The organism is Oscillibacter valericigenes (genome assembly GCF_021531435.1).
GTDB lineage: Bacteria > Bacillota > Clostridia > Oscillospirales > Oscillospiraceae > Oscillibacter > Oscillibacter valericigenes_B.
This window is the reverse complement of record NZ_JAFBIS010000011.1, coordinates 1-20,391: the sequence shown is the minus strand read 5'-3', so window position 1 is coordinate 20,391 and position 20,391 is coordinate 1. Positions and strand designations below refer to the sequence as shown.

22 protein-coding genes are annotated in these 20,391 nt (G+C 62.6%); 14 read left to right on the top strand and 8 right to left on the bottom strand.

The annotated features are described in order from the left end of the window. Positions 1-10: 10 nt before the first annotated feature. Positions 11-778 (bottom strand): 23S rRNA (guanosine(2251)-2'-O)-methyltransferase RlmB, encoded by a 768-nt coding sequence (rlmB, locus tag JQM68_RS07660; RefSeq protein WP_235222415.1) that lies wholly within the window; start codon positions 776-778, stop codon positions 11-13. Between the two features lie 192 nt (positions 779-970). Here rlmB and ftsH point away from each other — a divergent pair, with 192 nt between their 5' ends. Together ftsH and JQM68_RS07650 are read left to right on the top strand one after the other, a co-directional pair. Further along, complete coding sequence (gene ftsH / locus JQM68_RS07655) at positions 971-3,166, top strand: ATP-dependent zinc metalloprotease FtsH (RefSeq protein ID WP_235222414.1); 2,196 nt, start codon at positions 971-973, stop codon at positions 3,164-3,166. Positions 3,167-3,222: 56 nt separating this feature from the next. Continuing rightward, positions 3,223-3,744, top strand: coding sequence for a GNAT family N-acetyltransferase (locus JQM68_RS07650; RefSeq protein WP_268821443.1), 522 nt, complete (start codon positions 3,223-3,225; stop codon positions 3,742-3,744). A gap of 32 nt (positions 3,745-3,776) precedes the next feature. Here JQM68_RS07650 and JQM68_RS07645 read toward each other — a convergent pair whose 3' ends face one another. From JQM68_RS07645 to JQM68_RS07630, 4 genes are all read right to left on the bottom strand, one after another. Continuing rightward, on the bottom strand, positions 3,777-5,123 hold the full coding sequence (locus JQM68_RS07645; RefSeq protein ID WP_235222413.1) for an MATE family efflux transporter: 1,347 nt from the start codon (positions 5,121-5,123) through the stop codon (positions 3,777-3,779). Positions 5,124-5,270: 147 nt separating this feature from the next. Next, positions 5,271-7,175 (bottom strand): ABC transporter ATP-binding protein, encoded by a 1,905-nt coding sequence (locus tag JQM68_RS07640; protein WP_412758461.1) that lies wholly within the window; start codon positions 7,173-7,175, stop codon positions 5,271-5,273. Beyond that, complete coding sequence (locus tag JQM68_RS07635; protein ID WP_235222412.1) at positions 7,168-8,904, bottom strand: ABC transporter ATP-binding protein; 1,737 nt, start codon at positions 8,902-8,904, stop codon at positions 7,168-7,170. Before JQM68_RS07635 ends, JQM68_RS07640 begins: the two co-directional genes overlap by 8 nt. Then, entirely contained in the window at positions 8,898-9,338 is a 441-nt protein-coding gene (locus tag JQM68_RS07630; protein ID WP_235222411.1) for a MarR family winged helix-turn-helix transcriptional regulator, read from the bottom strand. Before JQM68_RS07630 ends, JQM68_RS07635 begins: the two co-directional genes overlap by 7 nt. Before the next feature lie 406 nt (positions 9,339-9,744). On the opposite strand from JQM68_RS07630, the gene JQM68_RS07625 reads away from it, so the two are divergent. From JQM68_RS07625 to JQM68_RS07605, 5 genes are all read left to right on the top strand, one after another. After that, positions 9,745-10,338, top strand: a complete 594-nt coding sequence (locus JQM68_RS07625; RefSeq protein WP_235222410.1) for a DUF2975 domain-containing protein — start codon at positions 9,745-9,747, stop codon at positions 10,336-10,338. A gap of 18 nt (positions 10,339-10,356) precedes the next feature. Next, positions 10,357-10,914: a DUF2975 domain-containing protein gene (locus JQM68_RS07620; RefSeq protein WP_235222409.1), complete on the top strand. Its 558-nt coding sequence runs from the start codon at positions 10,357-10,359 to the stop codon at positions 10,912-10,914. Between the two features lie 11 nt (positions 10,915-10,925). Then, a complete protein-coding gene (locus JQM68_RS07615) occupies positions 10,926-11,144 on the top strand; it encodes a helix-turn-helix domain-containing protein (protein ID WP_235222408.1) in 219 nt (72 codons plus the stop codon). A gap of 66 nt (positions 11,145-11,210) precedes the next feature. Beyond that, entirely contained in the window at positions 11,211-12,719 is a 1,509-nt protein-coding gene (locus JQM68_RS07610; RefSeq protein ID WP_235222407.1) for a DUF4153 domain-containing protein, read from the top strand. 14 nt (positions 12,720-12,733) lie between these two features. Continuing rightward, positions 12,734-13,153 carry a hypothetical protein gene (locus JQM68_RS07605; protein ID WP_235222406.1) on the top strand — a complete coding sequence of 140 codons (420 nt, stop codon included), beginning with the start codon at positions 12,734-12,736 and terminating at the stop codon, positions 13,151-13,153. Between the two features lie 47 nt (positions 13,154-13,200). On the opposite strand, the gene JQM68_RS07600 is transcribed toward JQM68_RS07605, so the two are convergent. The 3 genes from JQM68_RS07600 to JQM68_RS07590 form a co-directional block, all read right to left on the bottom strand. Then, the gene (locus JQM68_RS07600; protein WP_235222405.1) at positions 13,201-14,106 is read right to left on the bottom strand and encodes a GDSL-type esterase/lipase family protein; all 906 of its coding nucleotides are present in this window, start codon (positions 14,104-14,106) and stop codon (positions 13,201-13,203) included. A 233-nt stretch (positions 14,107-14,339) separates the two neighbouring features. Continuing rightward, positions 14,340-14,756 (bottom strand): zinc-ribbon domain-containing protein, encoded by a 417-nt coding sequence (locus JQM68_RS07595; protein ID WP_235222404.1) that lies wholly within the window; start codon positions 14,754-14,756, stop codon positions 14,340-14,342. A gap of 3 nt (positions 14,757-14,759) precedes the next feature. After that, positions 14,760-15,677, bottom strand: coding sequence for a nucleotidyltransferase family protein (locus tag JQM68_RS07590; RefSeq protein ID WP_235222403.1), 918 nt, complete (start codon positions 15,675-15,677; stop codon positions 14,760-14,762). 134 nt (positions 15,678-15,811) lie between these two features. Between JQM68_RS07590 and JQM68_RS07585 the strand changes: the two genes are divergently transcribed. The 7 genes from JQM68_RS07585 to JQM68_RS07555 all read left to right on the top strand — a co-directional run. Next, positions 15,812-16,228: a Fur family transcriptional regulator gene (locus tag JQM68_RS07585; RefSeq protein WP_235222402.1), complete on the top strand. Its 417-nt coding sequence runs from the start codon at positions 15,812-15,814 to the stop codon at positions 16,226-16,228. Beyond that, a complete protein-coding gene (locus JQM68_RS07580; RefSeq protein ID WP_235222401.1) occupies positions 16,215-16,931 on the top strand; it encodes a metal ABC transporter ATP-binding protein in 717 nt (238 codons plus the stop codon). The genes JQM68_RS07585 and JQM68_RS07580 overlap by 14 nt, the downstream gene beginning before the upstream one ends. Beyond that, positions 16,928-17,740 (top strand): metal ABC transporter permease, encoded by an 813-nt coding sequence (locus JQM68_RS07575; RefSeq protein WP_235222400.1) that lies wholly within the window; start codon positions 16,928-16,930, stop codon positions 17,738-17,740. Before JQM68_RS07580 ends, JQM68_RS07575 begins: the two co-directional genes overlap by 4 nt. 228 nt (positions 17,741-17,968) lie before the next feature. Next, on the top strand, positions 17,969-18,430 hold the full coding sequence (locus JQM68_RS07570) for a ribosome maturation factor RimP (RefSeq protein WP_235222399.1): 462 nt from the start codon (positions 17,969-17,971) through the stop codon (positions 18,428-18,430). Between the two features lie 57 nt (positions 18,431-18,487). After that, positions 18,488-19,642: a transcription termination factor NusA gene (gene nusA, locus JQM68_RS07565; protein ID WP_235222398.1), complete on the top strand. Its 1,155-nt coding sequence runs from the start codon at positions 18,488-18,490 to the stop codon at positions 19,640-19,642. A gap of 21 nt (positions 19,643-19,663) precedes the next feature. Further along, positions 19,664-19,945, top strand: coding sequence for an RNase P modulator RnpM (gene rnpM / locus JQM68_RS07560; RefSeq protein WP_235222397.1), 282 nt, complete (start codon positions 19,664-19,666; stop codon positions 19,943-19,945). Beyond that, on the top strand, positions 19,932-20,391 hold a 460-nt coding region (locus JQM68_RS07555), incomplete at its 3' end, for a L7Ae/L30e/S12e/Gadd45 family ribosomal protein (protein ID WP_235222396.1). The genes rnpM and JQM68_RS07555, both read left to right, overlap by 14 nt.

The window sequence follows — 20,391 nt, the reverse complement described above, 5'->3', positions numbered from 1 at the left end:
GCTCCCCCGCTTATCCACGCTGCCGGACCGCCTCGTACAGCAGGATCGCAGCCGCGGCGGAGGCATTCAGAGAGTTCAGCTTTCCCCGCATGGGGATGCTCACCAGGAAATCGCAGTTCTCCGCCGCCAGCCGGGTCATGCCCTCGCCCTCGCTGCCGATGACGATGGCGGCGGGGCCTTTCAGGTCGGCGTCATACAGGTTCGTGGTGCCGTCCGCCGCCGTGCCGAAGACCCACACGCCCTGCTTTTTCAGGTCCTTCAGCAGGGCGGGGATGTTGGGCACCCGGGCCACGGGCACGTGAGCCACCGCTCCCGCGGAGGTCTTCGCCACCACAGCGGTGAGGCCCGCGCTGCGGCGCTTGGGGATGACGACCCCGTGGGCCCCGGCGCACTCGGCGGTGCGGATGATGGCGCCCAGGTTGTGGGGGTCGGAAATTTCGTCGCAGATGACCAGCAGGGGGTTCTCCCCCTTGTCGGCGGCGGCCTGGAGGATGCTCTCCACGCTGACGTACTCCCGCACCGCCGCCAGGGCGATGACGCCCTGGTGGGCGTGGGTGCGGCTCATGCCGTCCAGCTTCCGCTTGTCGGCCTCCACCACCACGACGCCCGCCGCCCGGGCCTTGGAGGCGATGTGCCCCAGCGTCTTGTCCGTCTCCCCCTTCTGGAGGTAAATTTTGTCAATGTTTTCCCCCGCCCGCAGGGCCTCGATGACGGCGTTGCGTCCCTCGATGATGCCGTCAGCCTCGGCGGTCAGTCCGTTTTTTCTCTGTTCGTCCATATCGTAACCCTCGCAGTCGAAAATTCTGTCATATTCTGTGTTAGTATACCACAGAGGCGGGGCACAATAAAGCATGAATTTACAGAAACTTCATCAAAAAAGCCGCCGCCGTCCTTGTGGCTCCGTTTCCTTTGTGGTATACTGCAACATAAATATTTTCAATGTTCGTTACCCTGAAAGGAGTTTTCATACATGGACCAGAACAACAAAAACAAGCCCAATAAACCCGGCGGAAACAAACCGGGCGGCAGCAATTGGCGGGGCGTCATCTCCCTGCTCTGCTGGGCGGTGATTTTGACCGCCATCATCAGTTACGCCGGGACCTACATGACCAGCGCCGGCCACTCGTCCTCCTCCGTGGAGCTGGTATACGGCGATTTCCTGGATATGGTGGAGGCCGGCCAGGTGGATTCCGTGGCCTTCGACAACGACGAGTCCATCCTGGTCATCACACCCAGGGACGGCTACACCTACACAGACAGCCAGGGCACCGTCTACACCAAGACCGGCGCGGATGACCGGGGAAATGTCCTCTATACCTATGACAACCCCATCGGCCAGGAGCAGCAGACCACCCTGCGCTTCTTCACCGTTCAGAAGGAGTCCAACGACGCCGCCATCGCCCGGCTGGAAGACGCGGACATTCAGATCATCACCGAGTATGAGCCTCCCATGAGCACCCTCATGGTCATCCTCCTGAACATCCTGCCCTTCATCATCATTCTGCTGGTGATGTCCCTGCTGATGAGCTGGATGGCGAAAAAAGGCGGCATGGGCGGTATCGGCGGCATCGGCGGCGTGGGCAAGGCCAACGCCAAGGTGTATATGGAGAAGTCCACCGGCGTCACCTTTGCCGATGTAGCTGGCCAGGACGAGGCCAAGGAATCCCTGACGGAGATCATCGACTTCCTCCACAATCCCGGCAAGTACACCGAGATCGGCGCCAAGCTCCCCAAGGGCGCGCTGCTGGTAGGCCCTCCGGGCACCGGCAAGACGCTGCTGGCAAAGGCCGTGGCCGGCGAAGCCAACGTGCCCTTCTTCTCCATCTCCGGCTCCGACTTTGTGGAGATGTTCGTGGGCGTGGGCGCCTCCCGTGTCCGCGACCTGTTCAAAGAGGCCTCCAAGGTGGCCCCCTGCATCGTGTTCATCGACGAGATCGACACCATCGGCAAATCCCGCGACAACCGCATGGGCGGCAACGACGAGCGGGAACAGACATTGAACCAGCTCCTGGCGGAGATGGATGGCTTCGACCCCACCAAGGGCATCATCCTGCTGGCCGCCACCAACCGGCCCGAGGTCCTGGACCAGGCGCTGCTGCGTCCCGGCCGGTTCGACCGCCGCATCATCATCGACCGGCCCAACCTGGCTGGCCGTCTCGCCACCCTCCAGGTCCACACCCGCAACATCAAGCTGGCGGAGGATGTGAACCTCAAGAAGGTGGCCCTGGCCACCGCCGGCTGCGTGGGTGCCGACCTTGCAAACCTCGTCAACGAGGCCGCCCTGCGGGCCGTCCGCAAGGGCCGCAAGCTGGTGACCCAGGAGGACCTGCTGGCCGCCTTTGAGCTGGTCATCGCCGGCACGGAGAAAAAGGGCAGCGTCCTCACCGAGTTCGAGAAGAAACTGGTGGCCTATCACGAGGTCGGCCACGCCATGGTCGCCTACAAGCAGAAGAACACCGAGCCGGTGCAGAAGATCACCATCGTCCCCCACACCCAGGGTTCTCTGGGCTACACCCTGCTGATGCCCGAGGAGGACAAGACGGAGCTGCGCACCCGTGACGAGCTGATGGCGAAGATCACCGTCTCCATGGGCGGCCGTGCCGCCGAGGAAGTGGTGATGAACACCATGACCAACGGCGCGTCCCAGGACATTCAGGACGCAACCAATGTGGCGAGAAACATGGTGGCCATGTTCGGCATGAGCGACGAGTTCGGCATGATGGCCCTGGCCTCCCGCCGCAACCAGTACCTGGACGGAGGCTACGGCATGGACTGCGCCCAGGACACCGCCGCCCGGATGGACCAGGCGGTGAAGGAGATCCTGGACAAGTGCTACCGGGAGGCCGTGGAAATTCTGAAGGCCAACCGGGAGGACATGGACAAGGTCGTGGCCTACCTGCTGGAAAAGGAGACCATCACCGGCGCCGAGATGGTGGCCATCATCGAGGGCCGGGACCCCGAGCTGGTGGAAGACTCCTACGCCTCCACCCGTTCCCAGGAGAGCGGCTTCCGCCCCTCCCAGCCGGAGGTCATTGAGGCTCCCGCCAAGAAGGTCCACATGATCTCCCAGAAGATCGAAGCCCCGGAGGAGCCCGCCGAAGAAGCGGCCGAACCTGATGCGGAAGCCGGCGAATCGCCGGATAGTCCCAAGGAGCCCAACGAATAAAACCAAACCAGGCGCGCCTTATCCGGGCGCGCCTGGTTTCACAAGGAGAGACGCCTATGACCATTCGACCCGCTGCCGCCGCCGACCTGCCCGCCATCGCCGCCGTCTACGACGCCATTTTGGACCGGGAGGAGACCGGACCCGTCTACACCAACTGGCAGCGGGGAAAGTACCCCACCGCCGATACCGCCCGGCAGTCGCTGGAGACCGGGACCCTGTATGTCGGGGAGGAGGACGGCTTCCTCTGGGGCGTGGCGACCCTCAACGGCATCCAGCCCCCGGAATACGCCCGCATCCCCTGGATCATCCCCGCCGAAGCGGAGCAGGTGGGCGTGCTCCATACGCTCTGCATCCATCCTGACCGAAGCGGCCGGGGCCTGGCCCGGCGGATGGTGGCCTTCTGCGAGGAGGAGGCCCGCCGCCGGGGTAAAGCCGTCATGCGGCTGGACACCTGGGAGGGCAATCTCCCGGCCAACCGCCTGTATCCCTCCCTGGGCTACCGATACGCCGGCGCTTCGGAATTCTTTTTCCAGGGCATCATTCGGGAAGTCCTGAACTGCTATGAAAAAAAGCTGTAAAAAATGCCTGGAGCACTGCTCCAGGCATTTTTTCATGTCATGCCCGCCGTCTCTTTCCGGTAGGCCCGGATAAAATACCAAATTTCCGCCGCCGCGGTGATGGCCCAGGAGAAGATGTACAGCAGATACAGCGACGTGATGGTCCCGAACCAGGCGAACACGGTGTACACCCAAATCACCCGGAACACGCAGGACCCCAGAATGACGATGACCATGGGGCCCAGGCTCCGGCCCAGTCCCCGGGAGGCGGCGATGGTGCAGTCCATGAAGGCGGAGAAGCCGTAGGACACGCTCATAATGGTCAGCCGCTTCATGCCCGCCTCCACCACCGCGGGGTCTTTGGTGAACAGGGACAGGAACTGGGGCCCGAAGGCCAGGAGCAGCAGTCCCAGCCCCAGGCCGAAGCCGAAGGAGTAGCCCATGCTGACGAGGTAGCTCCGCCGTATCCGCGCCTTCTTCCCCGCGCCGAAATTCTGGCCCATGAAGCTGCTGCACGCGGTGTAAAAGGCGGCCATGGTGTCGTAAACCAGGGCGTCGGCGTTGGTGGCGGCAGAGTTGCCCGCCACCATGACGGCGTCAAAGGTGTTGACGCCCGCCTGGATGAACAGGTTCGCCAGGGAAAAGATGGCACTTTGCAGTCCCGAGGGCACACCGATGGCCAGAATGGACTTTACCCGCTTCCGGTAAAGCCGCAGCTCGCCCACCCGCAGGCCGTAAGGCTCACTTCCTGCCCGGAACAGGGCCCGGACGATAAGCGCCGCCGAGATGTACTGGGATGTCACGCTGGCGATGGCGACCCCCGCCACATCCAGACGGCACACGATGACGAAGAACAGGTTCAGCGCCACATTCACCGCTCCGGCGACGGACAGATAGACCAGCGGCCGCCGGGTGTCGCCCACGGCGCTGAACACCGCGTTGCCAAAGTTGTAGACGCCCAGGGCGGGCATTCCCAGGAGGTAGATGCGCAGATACAGCACCGCGCCGCCGATGAGCTCCGGCTTGGTGCCCATCAGCGCCAGGATGCTCCGGGCGAACACCACGCCCACCGCTAGCAGCAGCGTCCCCGCCAGGGCGCACACCAGCGCCGATGCATGGACGGTCTCCGCCAGTTCCCGTTTCGCTTTCGCGCCGAAATGGAGGGCCGCCAGCACGTTCACGCCGCTGGAAAGGCCGATGAGCAGCCCGGTGAACAGGGACACCAGGATGGTAGTGGAGCCCACGGCACCCAGGGCGATGGTCCCGGCGAACCGTCCCACCACCGCCACATCCGCCATGTTGAACAGCACCTGCAGCAGGTTCGATGCGATCAGCGGGACGCTGAACACCAGCACCTGCTTTCCAAGAGGGCCTGTGGTCAGGTCCTTCTGCGCCGCCATATCCCTCACGCTCCTTTGCGTTTTTGCCGTTCCCCAGTGTAGCACGCCCCCCACGTCCCCGGCAACTGTGATTTCCCCCAAATTCCCTCCTTTTTCTCAGCCATTCACAAGTGAAAGCGCCCGGACTCACATCCGGGCGCTTTCGCGTCAGTCCAGCTCCAATTGGCCTGTATAAAGCTGATAGTATCTGCCGTGCTGGTCGATGAGGTCTTCGTGGTCGCCCCGCTCGATGATCTCGCCCTGTTCCAGCACCATGATGGCCTTGGCGTTGCGCACGGTGGAGAGCCGGTGGGCGATGACGAACACGGTCCGGCCCGCCATCAGGCGGTCCATGCCCTTTTCGATGAGCTTCTCCGTACGGGTGTCGATGGAGGACGTGGCCTCATCCAAAATCAGCACCGGCGGGTTGGCGCAGGCGGCACGGGCGATGTTCAGCAGCTGCCGCTCGCCCTGGCTCAGGCTGCCGCCGTCGCCGGAGAGCACCGTCTGATACCCGTGGGGCAGGTGGCGGATGAAGCCGTCAGCTCCCGCCAGCCGTGCGGCGGCTTCCACCTCCTCGTCGGTGGCCTCCAGCCGTCCGTAGCGGATGTTGTCCGCCACGGTGCCGGTGAACAGGTGGGTGTCCTGGAGCACCACGCCCAGGGAACGCCGCAGGGACTCCTTCTGGATGTCCCGCACGTCGATGCCGTCATAGGTGATGGTGCCGCTGCGGATCTCATAGAAGCGGTTGATAAGGTTGGTGATGGTGGTCTTGCCCGCGCCGGTGGAGCCCACGAAGGCGATCTTCTGGCCCGGCTTTGCGAACAGGGAGATGCCGTGGAGCACCGTCTGGTCCTCGTCATAGCCGAACACCACATGGTCGAACCGCACGTCGCCCCGCAGGGGCACCAGCTCCCCGCCCGGCTTCTTCCAGGCCCAGGCCCCGGTGTCGAAGTCCGCCTCGGCAAGGCTGCCGTCATGGTCCTCGGTGACCCGCACCAGGGTGACCTTGCCCCCGTCCACCTCCGGCTGGGCCTCCATGACCTCAAAGACCCGCTCCGCGCCGGCCACGGCGGAGAGGATGGTATTCACCTGCTGGGAAATTTGGGTGATGGGCTGGCTGACCTGGCGGGTGTACTGCAAAAAGGCCGCGAGACCACCCAGGTCGCCGCTGCGGATGGCCAGCAAACCGCCCACGCAGCAGGTGACGGCGTAGTTGATATAGCTGAGGTTGCCCATAATGGGCATCATCATGCCGGCGTAAATTTGGGCCCGAGTGCCCGCCTGACGGTAGGTCTCGTTCCGCTGGTGGAAGCCCTCCTTGGCGGCGCCTTCGTGGTTAAAGACCTTGATGACCTTCTGGCCCTCGATCATCTCCTCGATGTAGCCGTTGACCTCGCCCACAGCCTTCTGCTGCGCCGCGAAGTACCGCCGGCTCTGCCCTCCGACCACCTTCACCACCATCAGCATCGCCGCCAGGGCTGCGAAGGTGATCAGGGTCAGCAGGGGGCTCAGCACCAGCATCATAGCGATGGTACCCAGGAAGTTCAGCGAGCAGGAGATAACGCTGGCGAAGCTGTTGTTCAGCGCCTCGGACACTGTTTCAATGTCGTTGGTGTACCGGCTCATCAGCTCGCCGTGGGTATGGGCGTCGAAGTATTTCAGCGGCAGCGCCTGCATCTTGTCAAACAGCTCCGCCCGGATCTTCGCCACGGTGTTCTGGGAAACATGCACCATGATGCGGGCGTAACCGAAGGAACAGGCCGCGCCCAGGATGTAGACCGCCGCCATGACGCACAGCATTCTGGCGAGGCCCCGGAAATCGCCGGGCAGGATATAGTCGTTGATGAGGGGCTTGATCAGGTAGGAGCCGCCCACGGTGCAGGCGGAGCTGATGAACAGCAGGGCCACCACCAGCGTCAAATGGGCCTTGTACCGCCCCAGGTAGCGCATGAGCTTGCGCAGGGTGCCCCGCATATCCTTGGGCTTGCGGAAGCCGCCCTTGGGTCCGTGGCCGGGGCCGTGGGGGCCGGGAGGCGGCATGCCGGGGCCGGGATGTTTATTTTCAGCCATCGATGCTCGCTCCTTCCTGCTGGGACTGGTAGACCTCACGGTAAATATCGCAGTCCGCCATCAGCTCGCTGTGGATGCCCTGGGCCGCCACCCGGCCCTGATCCATCACCAAAATCAGGTCCGCGTCCATGACGGAGGTCACCCGCTGGGCAATGATGATCTTCGTCGTATCCTTCAGTTCATTGGCAAAAGCAGTTCGTATCTTCGCGTCGGTGGCAGTGTCTACCGCGCTGGTGGAGTCGTCCAGGATCAGCACCCTGGGCTGCTTCAAAATGGCCCGGGCGATGCACAGCCGCTGCTTCTGGCCGCCGGAGACGTTGACGCCGCCCTGTCCCAGGTCGGTGTCCAGGCCCTCGGGCATCCGCTCCAGAAATTCGTCGGCGCAGGCGGCCCGGCAGGCCGCCCAGAGCTGTTCCTCCGTGGCGTGGGGGTCGCCCCACAGCAGGTTCTCCCGGATGGTGCCGGAGAACAGGGTGTTCTTCTGCAGTACCACGCTCACCGCGTCCCGCAGGTGCTCCATCGTATAGTCCGCCACCGGACGGCCGCCCACGGAAACCGTGCCCTCCTGGGCCTCGTACAGCCGGGGGATGAGGGACACCAGGCTGGTCTTGCCGCTGCCGGTGCCGCCCAGAATGCCCACGGTCTGGCCGGAGCGGATGTGGATGTCCACATCCTGTAAAATCCACTCGGAGCTTTCCCCGTTGTATTTGAAGGACACATGGTCGAAGTCGATGCTGCCGTTTTCCACCACGGCGCCCTCCGCCGCCCGGTCATTCGTGATGGCGGGCTGTTCGTCCAGCACCTCCACGATACGGCGCGCGCAGGCCACGGAGCGGGTCAGCATCATAAACACCATGGACACCATCATCAGAGACATCATAATTTGAGTGATATAGGTGAAGAAGGTGATGAGCTTGCCGGTCTCCAGGGTCCCGGCGTAGACCATTTTGCCGCCGAACCACATGACGGCGATGATGGTGCCGTAGACAATGAGCATCATAATGGGCATGTTGACCACCACGGTGCCGAAGGCCCGCAGGGAGGTGCCCTTCAGGTCCTGGTTCCGCTTGGCGAATTTCTCCCGCTCATGGTCCTCCCGGACGAAGGACTTCACCACCCGGATGCCGGTCAGGTTCTCCTGCACCACCAGGTTCAGCGCGTCGGTCTTTTCCTGCAAAGAGCGGAACATGGGGCCCACCTTCACCAGGATGAGGGCCACCACCGCCGCCAGCAGGGGGATCGCCACCAGGAACACATTGCTGAGCTGGTAGCTGATGCGGACGGACAGCACCAGGGCGCTGATGAGCATGACCGGCGCCCGGACCAGCAGCCGCATCCCCATCATCAAGGACATCTGCATGTTGTTCACATCGTTGGTCAGCCGGGTCACCAGGGACGCGGTGGAAAACTTCTCGATGTTGGAGAAGGCAAACTCCTGGATATGCTCGTACTCCGCCCGGCGGAGGTTCGCGCCGAACCCCTGGCCCGCCACGGAGGAGCAGATCGCCGCCCCCACGCCGAAGCACAGGGACACCACGGCCATGACCACCATCAGCCCTCCCTTGCGCAGGATGAAGGACTGGTCGCCGGAGGCGATGCCGATGTCCACGATGTCGCTCATCACCAGCGGGATCAGCAGTTCAAAAATCGCCTCCGCCGCCGAGCAGCATACGCCGACGCCGATCCATTTGGCGTAGGGCCGGGCGTGAGGCCAAAGTTTTTTCAGCATAGGGTTCGGTCCTCCTCCAGATTGTGTATCACCCGTTCCAGCAGAGCCCGGAGCGTGTCCGTCTCCTCCTCCGTCAGGCCCTTGGCAATGAGCGCCTCCGCCTCCAGAAAGCTCTGCTTCGCCTGCTCCTCCCGCTCTCTGCCGGCAGGGGTCAGGGCCACCAGCCGCTGGCGGGCGTCGGCGCCGCTGACGGAGCGCTCCACCAGGCCCTTTTCCTCCATCCGGTCCAGAATGCCGTTTACCGTGGAGGGCTTCACCTTTAATTTTTCCAGCAGCGCCCGCTGGGGCATCTGCCCGCCGTTCTCCCGCAGGAACCGCAGGACATGGGTCTGGGCGGGCGTCATGCCAAACCGGGACATCCGGGCGTCCATCCGCTCCCGGGCCAGATGGGCGCAGCGCCCCAGCATGGGCCCCAGAGCATATCCGCAGTGCATGGCGGTCACCTCCTTTTTTATTTAGTACGCTAAATATTAGCACGCTAAATATTACCACGCTGGGGCCACCCTGTCAATGTGCAAAACCACGATATATTTTGAACGTTTTGTGAATGAAAATCCATAGAATTCCCATTCTTGTAAACAAATTGTGAAGGTTGGCTCCGGGCCGTTGACTTTCCTTTTTCAGCCTTGTATGATGAATACATCAAGCAGGAAGCTTGAAAGACACACACCATTTTCCCTCTCCTTTCTCTATATCAAACAGGAAAGCGGGCGGTCCCAACGGGCCGTCCGCTTTCCTGTTTTGTTTTGTCCGCCTCTTTCAATTTATTGTTTTTCGATAAATAATCATTGACAATCAATAACTCCCGTGGTACCATACAGGCAAAAGGAGGAGATTTCCATGCGGCCCACATCCGTCCGAACAATAGCCAAAGTGCTGAACATTCTGGTTTTGATCGCCTTTGCCAGCAGCCTCGTCATTTTGTACCTGATCCCAACCGCTGTATTTGTCAGCGGCGGCTGCGGTCTGTTGGAGGGTATCTGCTCCTATCTCAGCGGCCTTCTTCATCCCGGTGAGGATGACATCGTCATAGCCGCTGTCGCCGGAAGCGCGCTCATCTGGCTGACAGGCTGGTTCGAATTTGACGCTTACAGCCTGGTGCTGACCTTATTTCTTCTGTTTTCCGGCGTCTGTGTCGCCGGCATTCTCTGGCAGGGCCGCCGGGTGCTGAAAGCCATCCTCCGGGGCGAGCCCTTCTCCACGGAAAACGCCGTCAGTCTCCGCCGGGCCGCCGTCTGTGCCTTCCTGATCTCCGCCGCGGCCCTGATCCGGGTGGTGTTCGGCCTGTTCTATACCCGCTCCCTCCTGCCGCTGACCACCTATAACGCCCTGTTCGTCCCCATCTTCGCCATGGCGGGGCTGCTGTACCTCATCATGTCCGCCCTGTTCCGCCAGGCCGCGGAGCTAAAGGCGGAAAACGATCTAATCATTTGACGGGAGGCTGTGAAGCAAATGATTTCGAAAAACATCACGAAAATTCTGCGCGCATTGCTGCTGCTTGCCTTTATCTGCGATCTGCTCATCCTTCCACTGGTGCCGGTCCTGGTGGTTCTGGACGGAATAGAGCCTCTGGGGGCGTTGGCCGCTTCCGGAATGCCTGATATTTCCGCCTGGCTGCTGGCCATCTTCCTGATGTCCTGGAAGTATGTGTGGACCGCGGACGGCTATACGATGATGCTGACGCTGTTTTTGCTGTTTTCCGGCGTCTGCGCCGCCGTCATCCTCTGGCAGGGCCGCCGGGTACTGCGTACCATTCTCCGCAGCGAGCCGTTTTCACCGGAAAACGCCGTCAGTCTGAAACGAGCCGCCGTCTGCGCTTTTCTGATCTCCGCGGCTGCCCTGGCCCGGACCGTGTCCACAGTCTTTTTAAGAGGCGCCGGGGCCGCGCTGATGTCCTATACCGCACTGTTTGTCCCCCTGTTTGCTATGGCGGGTCTGTTGTTCCTTCTCATGTCCGGTCTGTTCGGTCAGGCCACGACCATGAAGGAAGAAAACGACCTGACGATTTAAGGAGGCGGCCCATGGCGATCATTGTAAACCTGGATGTGATGATGGCAAAGCGGAAAATGTCCCTCAGCGAGCTTTCCGAAAAAGTGGACATCACCCTTGCCAACCTGTCCATTCTGAAAAACAACAAGGCCAAGGCGGTGCGCTTCTCCACCCTGGAGGCCATCTGCGCGGCCCTGGACTGTCAGCCCGGCGACATTTTGGAGTACGCCCCCGACGGCGAAGAAATCTAAATTCTTCTCTGTCCCAAGCCCAAAATTTCGTCCGCCCACGGCGGACAGTGAATAGGAGAATTTGATATGGATGCTTTTAAAAACGCCCTCCCGCCGGAGGGTGGGGCGAAGCCTGCCCAAAATCCGGCAAAAATCATGGAACCCATCCCCCGCGGCCGCCTGTTCCTGGCCCTGACCGCCGTCTTCTGTTTGCTGTTGGTGGACACTCTGGTGTTCCACGGCCCCGCCGCCGGGCTGACCGCCGCCGTGTTCGCCTGGTACGCCCTGCTGCTGGCCTGGCTGGGCCCCGGCTTCCTGCTGCCGCCCTCCAGCCGGGTGCTGTTCCTGTTCGACCTGTTCCTGGGCCTGACCTTTGCCCTGGGCTCCAACTGGTATTTCCGCCTCTGGAACCTTTTGGCCCTGCTGGTGCTCCTGCCCCTCCACGCCCTGTCCGTGACGGGCCGGCTCCCCTGGTGGCGGCCCGCCATGCTGTGGGAACGGCTCCGGCTCCTGTTCCGGGGGCTGTTCGGCCGCCTGAGCGCCCCCTTCGCCGTCCTCACCGCCGGCAAAAGGGCGAAGGACAGCCGCCGCGCGTGGACGGTTGCCGCGGGCGTCTGCGGTGCCCTGGCGCTGGTGGCCCTGCTCCTGCCTGTTCTGGCCTCGGCGGACGCCCTGTTCGCCGCCGCCACGGAGGGCCTGCGGAGCTTCATCCGCCTCCACTTCACCACCGCCCTGTGGGAGCTCCTCTGGGGCCTGGTGCTGACGCCCTTCGTATTCGGCCTGCTGGTCAGTCTCCGCAGCCCCGGCCCGGACACCGCCGCCAAAGCGCCGAAAACCGACAGTCTGGCCTTTGTCCTGGTGCTGGCCGCCCTGAATCTCCTGTACCTCCTGTTTCTGGGCGTGCAGTCGGCGGGTCTGTTCGGTGGGCCGGACTACCTGGCCGCCCGGGGCATCTCCTACGCCGACTGGGCCCGCAGCGGATTCTTCCAGATGGTGGGCGTCACCATTTTGAATCTGTCGGTGCTGCTGTCCGCCCTCACCTTCTCCCGTCGGGAGGGCCGCGCCTGGAAAGCCCTCCGCCTCCTCTCCGCTTTGCTGGCGGTGGAAAGCCTGGTGCTGCTGGCCTCCGCCTGCTGGCGGATGACCCTGTATGTGTCCGCCTACGGCCTCAGCTTTAAGCGCCTGATGACCTACTGGGGCATGGTGATGATGGCCCTGTTCCTGCTGGCGGCTCTGCGAAAGGTCCAAAGGCCGGATTTCTCCTTCTGCCGCGCCGCCTTCCCCCTGGCCCTGGCGGGCTGGCTGGTCATCAACTGTGTCCCCGTGGACTATCTGGTGGCGAAGAATCAGGTAGACCGCTACCTCTCCGGGGAAAGCGCCGCCATCGACGCCGAATACCTGCTCTACGACCTGTCCTACGACACCCTCTCCCAGCTGGAGCGTCTGGACGGCAACCTGATCTGCCAGGACTGGCGAAACGGCGGTCAGCGCCGCCTGTCCGTCCTCGTCTCCCAGCGCCGCGCCGAAGCCGCCGCCGAGTGCGCCGACTGGCACACCTGGTCTCTCTCCGCCTGTCTCGCGGCGGGCCGAACATGAACGGAGGCCCCCATATGTCCAAAAAAGCCAAAATTCCGGCTGCCTGCTGTGCGCTGGTGCTCCTCCTCTGTCTTGCCCTCTCCCAACTCACCCCGGAAAAGCGGGTAGCCCGCTACGTGGCGTCCCACCAGACAGAGCTTCAATCGTCTATGGACGCCTACTTTGACCAGGGCCGGCCCCTCTCATATGACAGTGCCATTCCCGCCGTGAACCACTGGCCCGGACAGCACCCCATGGTGGAGTATATTCTTCTCACCGGCTTCGGCTATTACGGCTTCTACTATTCCCCGGACGATGTTCCCCTGGCCTTCCAGAATGTCCACGTTCCTCTGGAGGAATCCTCCAACGGCTGGCAGTGGCAGGCCGAAGGCGATGACCGCGGCTCCACCCACCGACTGTCCCCCGGCTGGTTCTATTTTGAAGCCCACTTTTGACCTGATTCAAGAAAAAAAGAGCTGCTTTCGCAGCTCTTTTTTGATGCTTATGGATTTTCCGAATCTTCTTCCGTCTCTGTTTCAGCAGGGGCCTCCGTCTCCGCCGGGGCCTCCGTTTCCCCCACGGGATGGGTCCGCAGGTACTCCAGCCACACCCGGCAGCCCTTCCCGTTCAGGTGGACGCCGTCGGAGTTCCACTCGGCCCGGAGGCAGCCGTTTTCGTCCGTCACTGCCTCCGCCACGTTCAAATAATCGCAGCCTTTTTCCTCGGCCAGCCCGTAAATGACCTCGTTGTATAGGCTGATGCGGCCGTTGTTGACGTAGCTTTTTTTCTCCTCCTGCTTGGCGCTGACCGGCAGGAGCGACTGCAAAACGATCTCCGCGTCGGGATGGTCGGCGCGCAGCCGGTCGATGACCTTGGCATACTGGTCGTGGAAGGTCTCCGTCTTGCTCCACCCCAGCTCGTTGACGCCCAGCATCACATAGATCTTGCCAAAATCCTCTTCCGCCATGGCGTCCAGCAGGGGCATTTTCCCCGCCGGAGTATCCACAGCCTTAGAGAACACGGACTCCACCGTGGCGCCCACGGAATAGTAATACGTCCCGGTCTTCAGCCCGCTGTACATCTGGAACCCCTCCGTCCGGGAATCCCCCAGAAACGCGATGTCATCGAAATATGTATCCTCCACCGGTTCGCTTTCCGGGACAGGGGCAAAGAGCGGTTTCTCCTCTGAAATCTCCGTCCCATCTCCGGTCTCCTCCGGGATGGCCCGTGTCTCCGGCGCGGTGCTCTCCGGCTGCTGTTCCAGCACCGGCTCCGCCGGGGACTGCAGGGGCGAATCCGCCGCCACGCCCCGGGAGCCCCCGGTGCCCAGCACCACCGTCACAGCCGCCAGCAGCGCCAGGACCGCCGGCGCCCTCATTCTCTTTTTCTGAACTCTTTTTCCCACCATGCCGCCGTGCCTCCGGGCCCTCTTTTCTTATCTACTATTATAGACGAAACCGGGCGGAAAAAGTCGAAACAAAATGCAAAAATTTCGGTAACAAATTCTATCAAAAATGACGGTGCCCTCTAAGGTGCTTTTCCATCAGGATATGCAATCCCGTGTTGTCCCGGATACGCCTTCTTTCCTCCCATGTCGTATCCGGATAAACAAAACGGCCGCTTCCGCGGCCGTTTTTGCGCTTATTTCTTTCTTTTGCTCCCGCAGTGGGGGCAAACCTCCTCCGATGCCGGAAACCATTTTCCGCACCACTCGCAGGGCTGGTCCCGCCGCGTTCCGCACAGCGGGCAGAAAGGGTCGTCCGCCGGGTGTTCCTTCCCACAAACGGGGCACTTGACATCCGGTCCGAAGCCAGGCGTATAGTATCCGGCGGTATCCACAGGATCCGGCTCCGCCGCCACGGGAAGATGCTCCTCCGCTTTGGATGAAAAGCCGGCCTGGAAAAATTCCAGTTTCCCACAGCCCGGACATCTGTAAACATCTATCTGGACCCAGTCAGGAACGCGAAAAATCATGCCTTCCTCCAGGTCCAAATACATATTCCGTTTCCAGCAAACCATGTCCCGCCCGCACCGCAGGCATTTCAGCGTTTCCTCCATGGCTCACTCCCGCAGGCTCTCGGGATAGGCACCCTCCGCATGGAGCCGCCGCAGCTCCGCCGCCACGGTCTCCCGGTCCTGCTGGTAGGTCATGCCGAACCAGCGGTCGGCGGAGTGGAGGACGGATACCTCCAGCTTGCCGGCGCGCATCTGGGCGTCTACCATCATGGGCAGCAGGCACTCGGCCTTGATGTTGTCCCCGGCCTCATTCCGCAGGAAATCCTCAAAATACGCCCGCAGCGCCGGGAAGATGGACGGAGCGAATCCCCAGAAATTCATGGACACCACCGTGTCCGGCGCCAGATCCCGGTCCTCCGCCAGGTCCTTTAAGGACCCGTCGGGGTAAAGCTGGACCTTCAGTGCTTCCCGCACGGACTGGAGCTTGCCGTCCTTCACGGTGCAGATGCCCCGGGACACGGTCCCATGGAGGCTGGCGGTATTCTTCAGCAGATACCCCACCATGGTAGCCCCGCCGTTCTCCGGCAGGCGCACCAGCTCGTCGTAGATGGTCTTGTAGGCGTCGATGCCGTAATAGTCATCGGCGTTGATGACGCAGCAGGGCTCATGCACCACATCCGCCGCGCACAGCAGGGCGTGGACGGTGCCGAAGGGCTTCGTCCGCCCCTCGGGGATGGTGTAAAAATCAGGCACGGAGGAAAAATCCTGGAACGCGTAGGCCACCTCCACGGGGCCGCCGTCCTTCGCCGTCTTGTTCCGCAGATAGCCGCCGCACAGCCGCTCCATCATCTCCTCCATCTCCGGCTTGATGATGAACACGATCTTGTTGAACCCCGCCCGGATGGCGTCGTGGATGGAGTATTCCATCAAGATCTCATGGTGGGGGCCGATGCCGTCCACCTGCTTGCTGCCGCCGTAGCGGGAGCCCAGGCCCGCCGCCATGATGACCAGTGAAACTTTCATGTAACAAGTCCCCGCTTTCTTTCGTGTGGTTTTATCATAGCTCTTTTTCGCGGGGTTTGCAACCGCTCTTGACTTTTTTCCGCCGGCGGCTATAATATGAAAACGATTCTCAATTTAAAAAAGGAGCGACCCATATGCCCTATACCACCAAACAGCGCCGGGCCATCCTCCAGTGCCTGGAGGACCGGGCCAGCGACGCCCTGACCCCCGGCGAAGTGGCGGAGGAACTGCGCCGGGCGGGCAGTCCGGTGGGCCTTGCCACCGTCTACCGCCAGCTGGAACAGCTGGAGTCCGCCGGGCTCCTCCACCGCATCCAGACCGGGGAGGGCGCGCTGTACCAATACTGCCCCCACCCGTCGGCGCCCCACGGCTGTTTTCTGCTGCGGTGCGAGCGCTGCGGCCGGGTGAGCCACCTGGACTGCGGCCACCTGCAGACCCTGTGCGACCATCTGGCAGTCGAACACCACTTCCGGGTGGACCCCCGGCAGACGGTACTGACGGGTCTTTGTCAAAGCTGCGCCGGAAAGGAGGCCCCCCATGGAGCAAGCTGAACTCATCGTCTGCCGGGACGTATCCCTGGGCTATGAGGGCCAGACCGTCCTGAGCCACCTGGACCTCACCGTCCGCTGCGGGGACTACCTGTGCGTGGTGGGCGACAACGGCTCCGGCAAATCCACCCTGATGCGGGGTCTGCTGGGCTTGCTGTCTCCCCAGTTCGGGGAAATCTGGCGTGCTCCGGAGCTGAAAAAAGGCGCCGTGGGGTATCTGCCCCAGCAGACGAAGGCCCAGCGGGACTTCCCCGCTACGGTGATGGAGGTGGTCCTCTCCGGCTGCCTGAACCGGAAGGGGATGCGGTTTTTCTACACCGCCGCCCAGAAGTCCGAGGCGCTGATGAACCTGGGCAAGCTGGGCATTCTGGAATTGAAGGACAAGAGCTACCGGGACCTCTCCGGCGGCCAGCAGCAGCGGGTGCTGCTGGCCCGGGCGCTGTGTGCCGCCAGCCGCCTGCTGATTTTGGACGAGCCCATCACCGGCCTGGACCCCGCCGCCGCCCAGGACCTGTACAAGACCCTGGCCTACCTGAACGAAAAGGAGGGCATGGCGGTGGTCATGGTGACCCACGACCTGCGCTCCGCCCTCCGCAGCGCGAAAACCGTCCTCCACATCGGCCGCCGGGGGGATCTGTTCTCTGGCACCGTGGCGGACTATCTGGCCTCCCCCCAGGGGCGGCGCTTCCGGGAGGTGGAGCCATGAATATCCTCACCATGTTCTCCTTCCCCTTCATGCAGCGGGCGCTGATCGCCGGCGTGCTGGTGAGTCTGTGCGCCGCCCTGCTGGGCGTGTCCCTGGTACTGAAACGGTACTCCATGATCGGCGACGGCCTGAGCCACGTCTCCTTCGGCGCTCTTGCCATTGCCGTGGCCCTGGGGGTGACGCCCCTGTGGTTCTCCATCCCGGTAGTCATTCTGGCGGCGTTTCTGCTGCTGCGGGTGGCGGACAACCCCCGCTGGAACAGCGACGCGGCCATCGCCGCCATGAGCGCCTCCTCTCTCGCCATCGGCATCCTGGTCATCTCCCGCACCACGGGCATGACTACCGACGTGGACAACTATATGTTCGGCAGCGTCCTTGCCATGAGCAAAGCGGATGTGGTCCTGTCCGTCATCCTGTGTCTGGCGGTGCTGGTGCTGTTCATCCTCTTTTACCACAAGCTCTTCGCCGTCACCTTTGACGAGAGCTTCTCCCGGGCCACAGGATTGAAAGTGGAGCGGTACAACACCCTCCTGTCCATCCTGACGGCCCTGACTATCGTGCTGGGGATGCGGATGATGGGCGCCATGCTGATTTCCTCCCTCATCATCTTCCCGGCACTGACCGCCATGCGGCTGTTCCGCAGCTTCCGGGGCGTGGTGGTGTGCGCCGCCGTCACCTCGGTGGCCTGCTTCTGCGCGGGGCTGACCATCTCCTTCGCCTTTTCCACCCCGGTAGGCGCCACGGTGGTGGCCGCCGACCTGACGGTGTTTCTGGTCTCCTGCCTGCTCGGTTTTCTCCGCCGGAGATGACCCCCCGTTTTCTTTGGGCCACGCCCGAAGGAAACGGGGGCCCAGTCCCCTTCCCTATACTAATTTTAATTAAATACGAAAATCCTCTTGCGTTTTCCATAAAACCGTGTTATATTGCATATATTAGAGAGTGTAAGTTACGGAGTGGGCCCCATGGTCCGCTCTTTTTGTTGGCCTTTTTCGATTGCTTAAAAATCGAAGATCCTGCCAGAGAAAGGGAGGAACCCCATGAAAAAAATCACGGAACTCACCGCCGAGCTGGCGGCCCCCGCCATCGCGGAGCAGGGCTGCACCCTCTGGGACGTAGAGTACGTCAAGGAAGCGGGCACCTGGTATCTCCGGGTACTGCTGGACAAGGAGGGCGGCGTGGACATTCTGGACTGCGAGGCCGTGTCCCGGAAGCTCTCGGACCTGCTGGACGAAGTGGACCCCATCGAGGGCAGCTACACCCTGGAGGTCGGCTCTGCCGGCGCCGAGCGGGCGCTGAAGCGTCCCTCTGATTTTCAAAAATTTCTGACGAGCCCCGTTCTGGTGAAGCTCTACCGTGCCCAGGACGGCCGCAAGGAGTTCGCCGGCACCCTCGCCGCCTACGACGAGGCCACCGGGAACGTCACCGTCACCGTGGGCAAGCAGGACATGACCTTCGCCAAGAAGGACATTGCCCTGGTCCGCCTCCGGGTGGAATTTTAACAAGTCACCAAACAGTCAGGAAAAGACGTATCGAAAAAAAGAATAAGGAGAATCGACATGAGAGGCAAAAAGCAGAAGGAACCCGCCGGCATGAACCCGGCGGAGATCTTTGCGGCTCTGGCTCTGCTGGAGAAAGAGCGCAACATTCCCCAGTCCTTTATGCTGGACAAGATCATCCAGGCCATCACCACCGCCTACAAGCGGGACCACGACGGCGTGGAGAACGTCATCGTGGATGTGGACGAGGAGCGCCAGACCCTGAAGATGTACGTCCAGAAGAACGTGGTGGACGAGGAGGACTACGTGGACCCCGCCAACGAAATGACGCTGGCCGAGGCCAAGGCCCTCTCCGCCAAGTATGAGATCGGCGACATCGTGAACATCCCCGTGGACAACACGGAGTTCGGCCGCATCGCCGCCGGCAACGGCAAGCAGGTCATCATTCAGGGCCTGCGGGAAGCCGAGCGGGGCCAGGTGTACGACGAGTTCAACTCCAAGCAGCATGAAATTCTGACCGGTGTGGTCACCCGCATCGACCCCCGGAACGGCAACGTGTCCCTGCGCATTGGCACCGGCACCGAGTCCACCGAGGCGCTGCTGATGGCGGGCGAACAGGTCCCCGGCGAGGAGCTCACCGAGGGGATGCACGTGAAGGTCTACGTGGTGGACGTCCGCCGCTCCACCCGCGGTCCCCAGATCCTGATCTCCCGGACCCATCCCGGCCTGGTGAAGCGCCTGTTCGAGCTGGAGGTCCCCGAAATCTACGACGGCACCGTGGAAGTCAAGTCCATCGCCCGGGAAGCCGGCAGCCGCACCAAGATGGCCGTCTGGAGCAACGACCAGAACGTGGACCCCATCGGCGCCTGCGTAGGTCCCAAGGGCCAGCGGGTCGGCAGCATCGTGGAGGAGCTGCGGGGCGAGAAGATCGACATCATCAAGTACAGCGAGGACGCTCCCACTTTCATCGCCGCCGCCTTGGCCCCCGCCGATGTGGTGGATGTCTGGATGGCGGACGAGGGCAAGGCCTGCCGGGTCATCGTGCCTGACGACCAGCTGTCTCTCGCCATCGGCAAGGAGGGCCAGAACGCCCGCCTGGCCGCCCGGCTGACCGGCTACAAGATCGACATCAAGCCCCAGAGCTACAAGGACCCCGAGGACGGCGTGGATGAGGACAACGTGGCTTTCCTGGACGAGGAAGCCGCCGAAGAGTAAGTCAGAAAGGCGGTCCGACAGATGCCGAAAGTGAAAAAAATTCCCCAGCGGCAGTGTGTGGGCTGCCGTGAAATGAAGGATAAAAAGGCCCTGCTCCGGGTGGTACGCTCCCCGGAAGGGGCCGTCAGCCTGGACTTTGGCGGGAAGAAGCCCGGCCGGGGCGCCTATGTGTGCCACAATGTGGAGTGCCTGAAAAAGGCCCGGAAATCCCGGGCGCTGGAGCGAGCCTTCGAGACGGCCATTCCCCCCGAGGTCTACGACGCCATGGAGGCGGAACTGGGAGGCGCGGATGGACAGTCATAACATCCTATCCCTCTTGGGCCTGGCCCTCCGGGGCGGACGGCTGGTGATGGGCGAGGAGCCTGTGGAAGCCGTGGCCCGTGCCCGGGACGCCCGGGTGCTGCTGCTGGCCTCCGACGCGGCGGACAACACCCGCCGCCGGGTGGAGCATTTCGCTGAAGCGGGCGCGTGCCTGTGGCTCCGTGTTCCCTTTACGAAGGCGGAGCTGGGCCGGCAGTTCGGCCGCACCTCCGTGGCCGTGGCCGCCGTCACCGACGTGGGCCTCGCCTCGGCGGTGGTGAACAAGCTGGCCGCGCTGGACCCGGAAGCCTACGGCGAAGCGGCCCAAAAGCTGGAGCTGAAAGCCAAGCGGGCGGCGGAGCGCCGCGCCGAGCAGGAGGCCCATGAGAAGAACATCCGCACCGGCAAGCGCAAGGTGAAAAAGGCCGCCCCGCCGGAGGAAGTTCCCC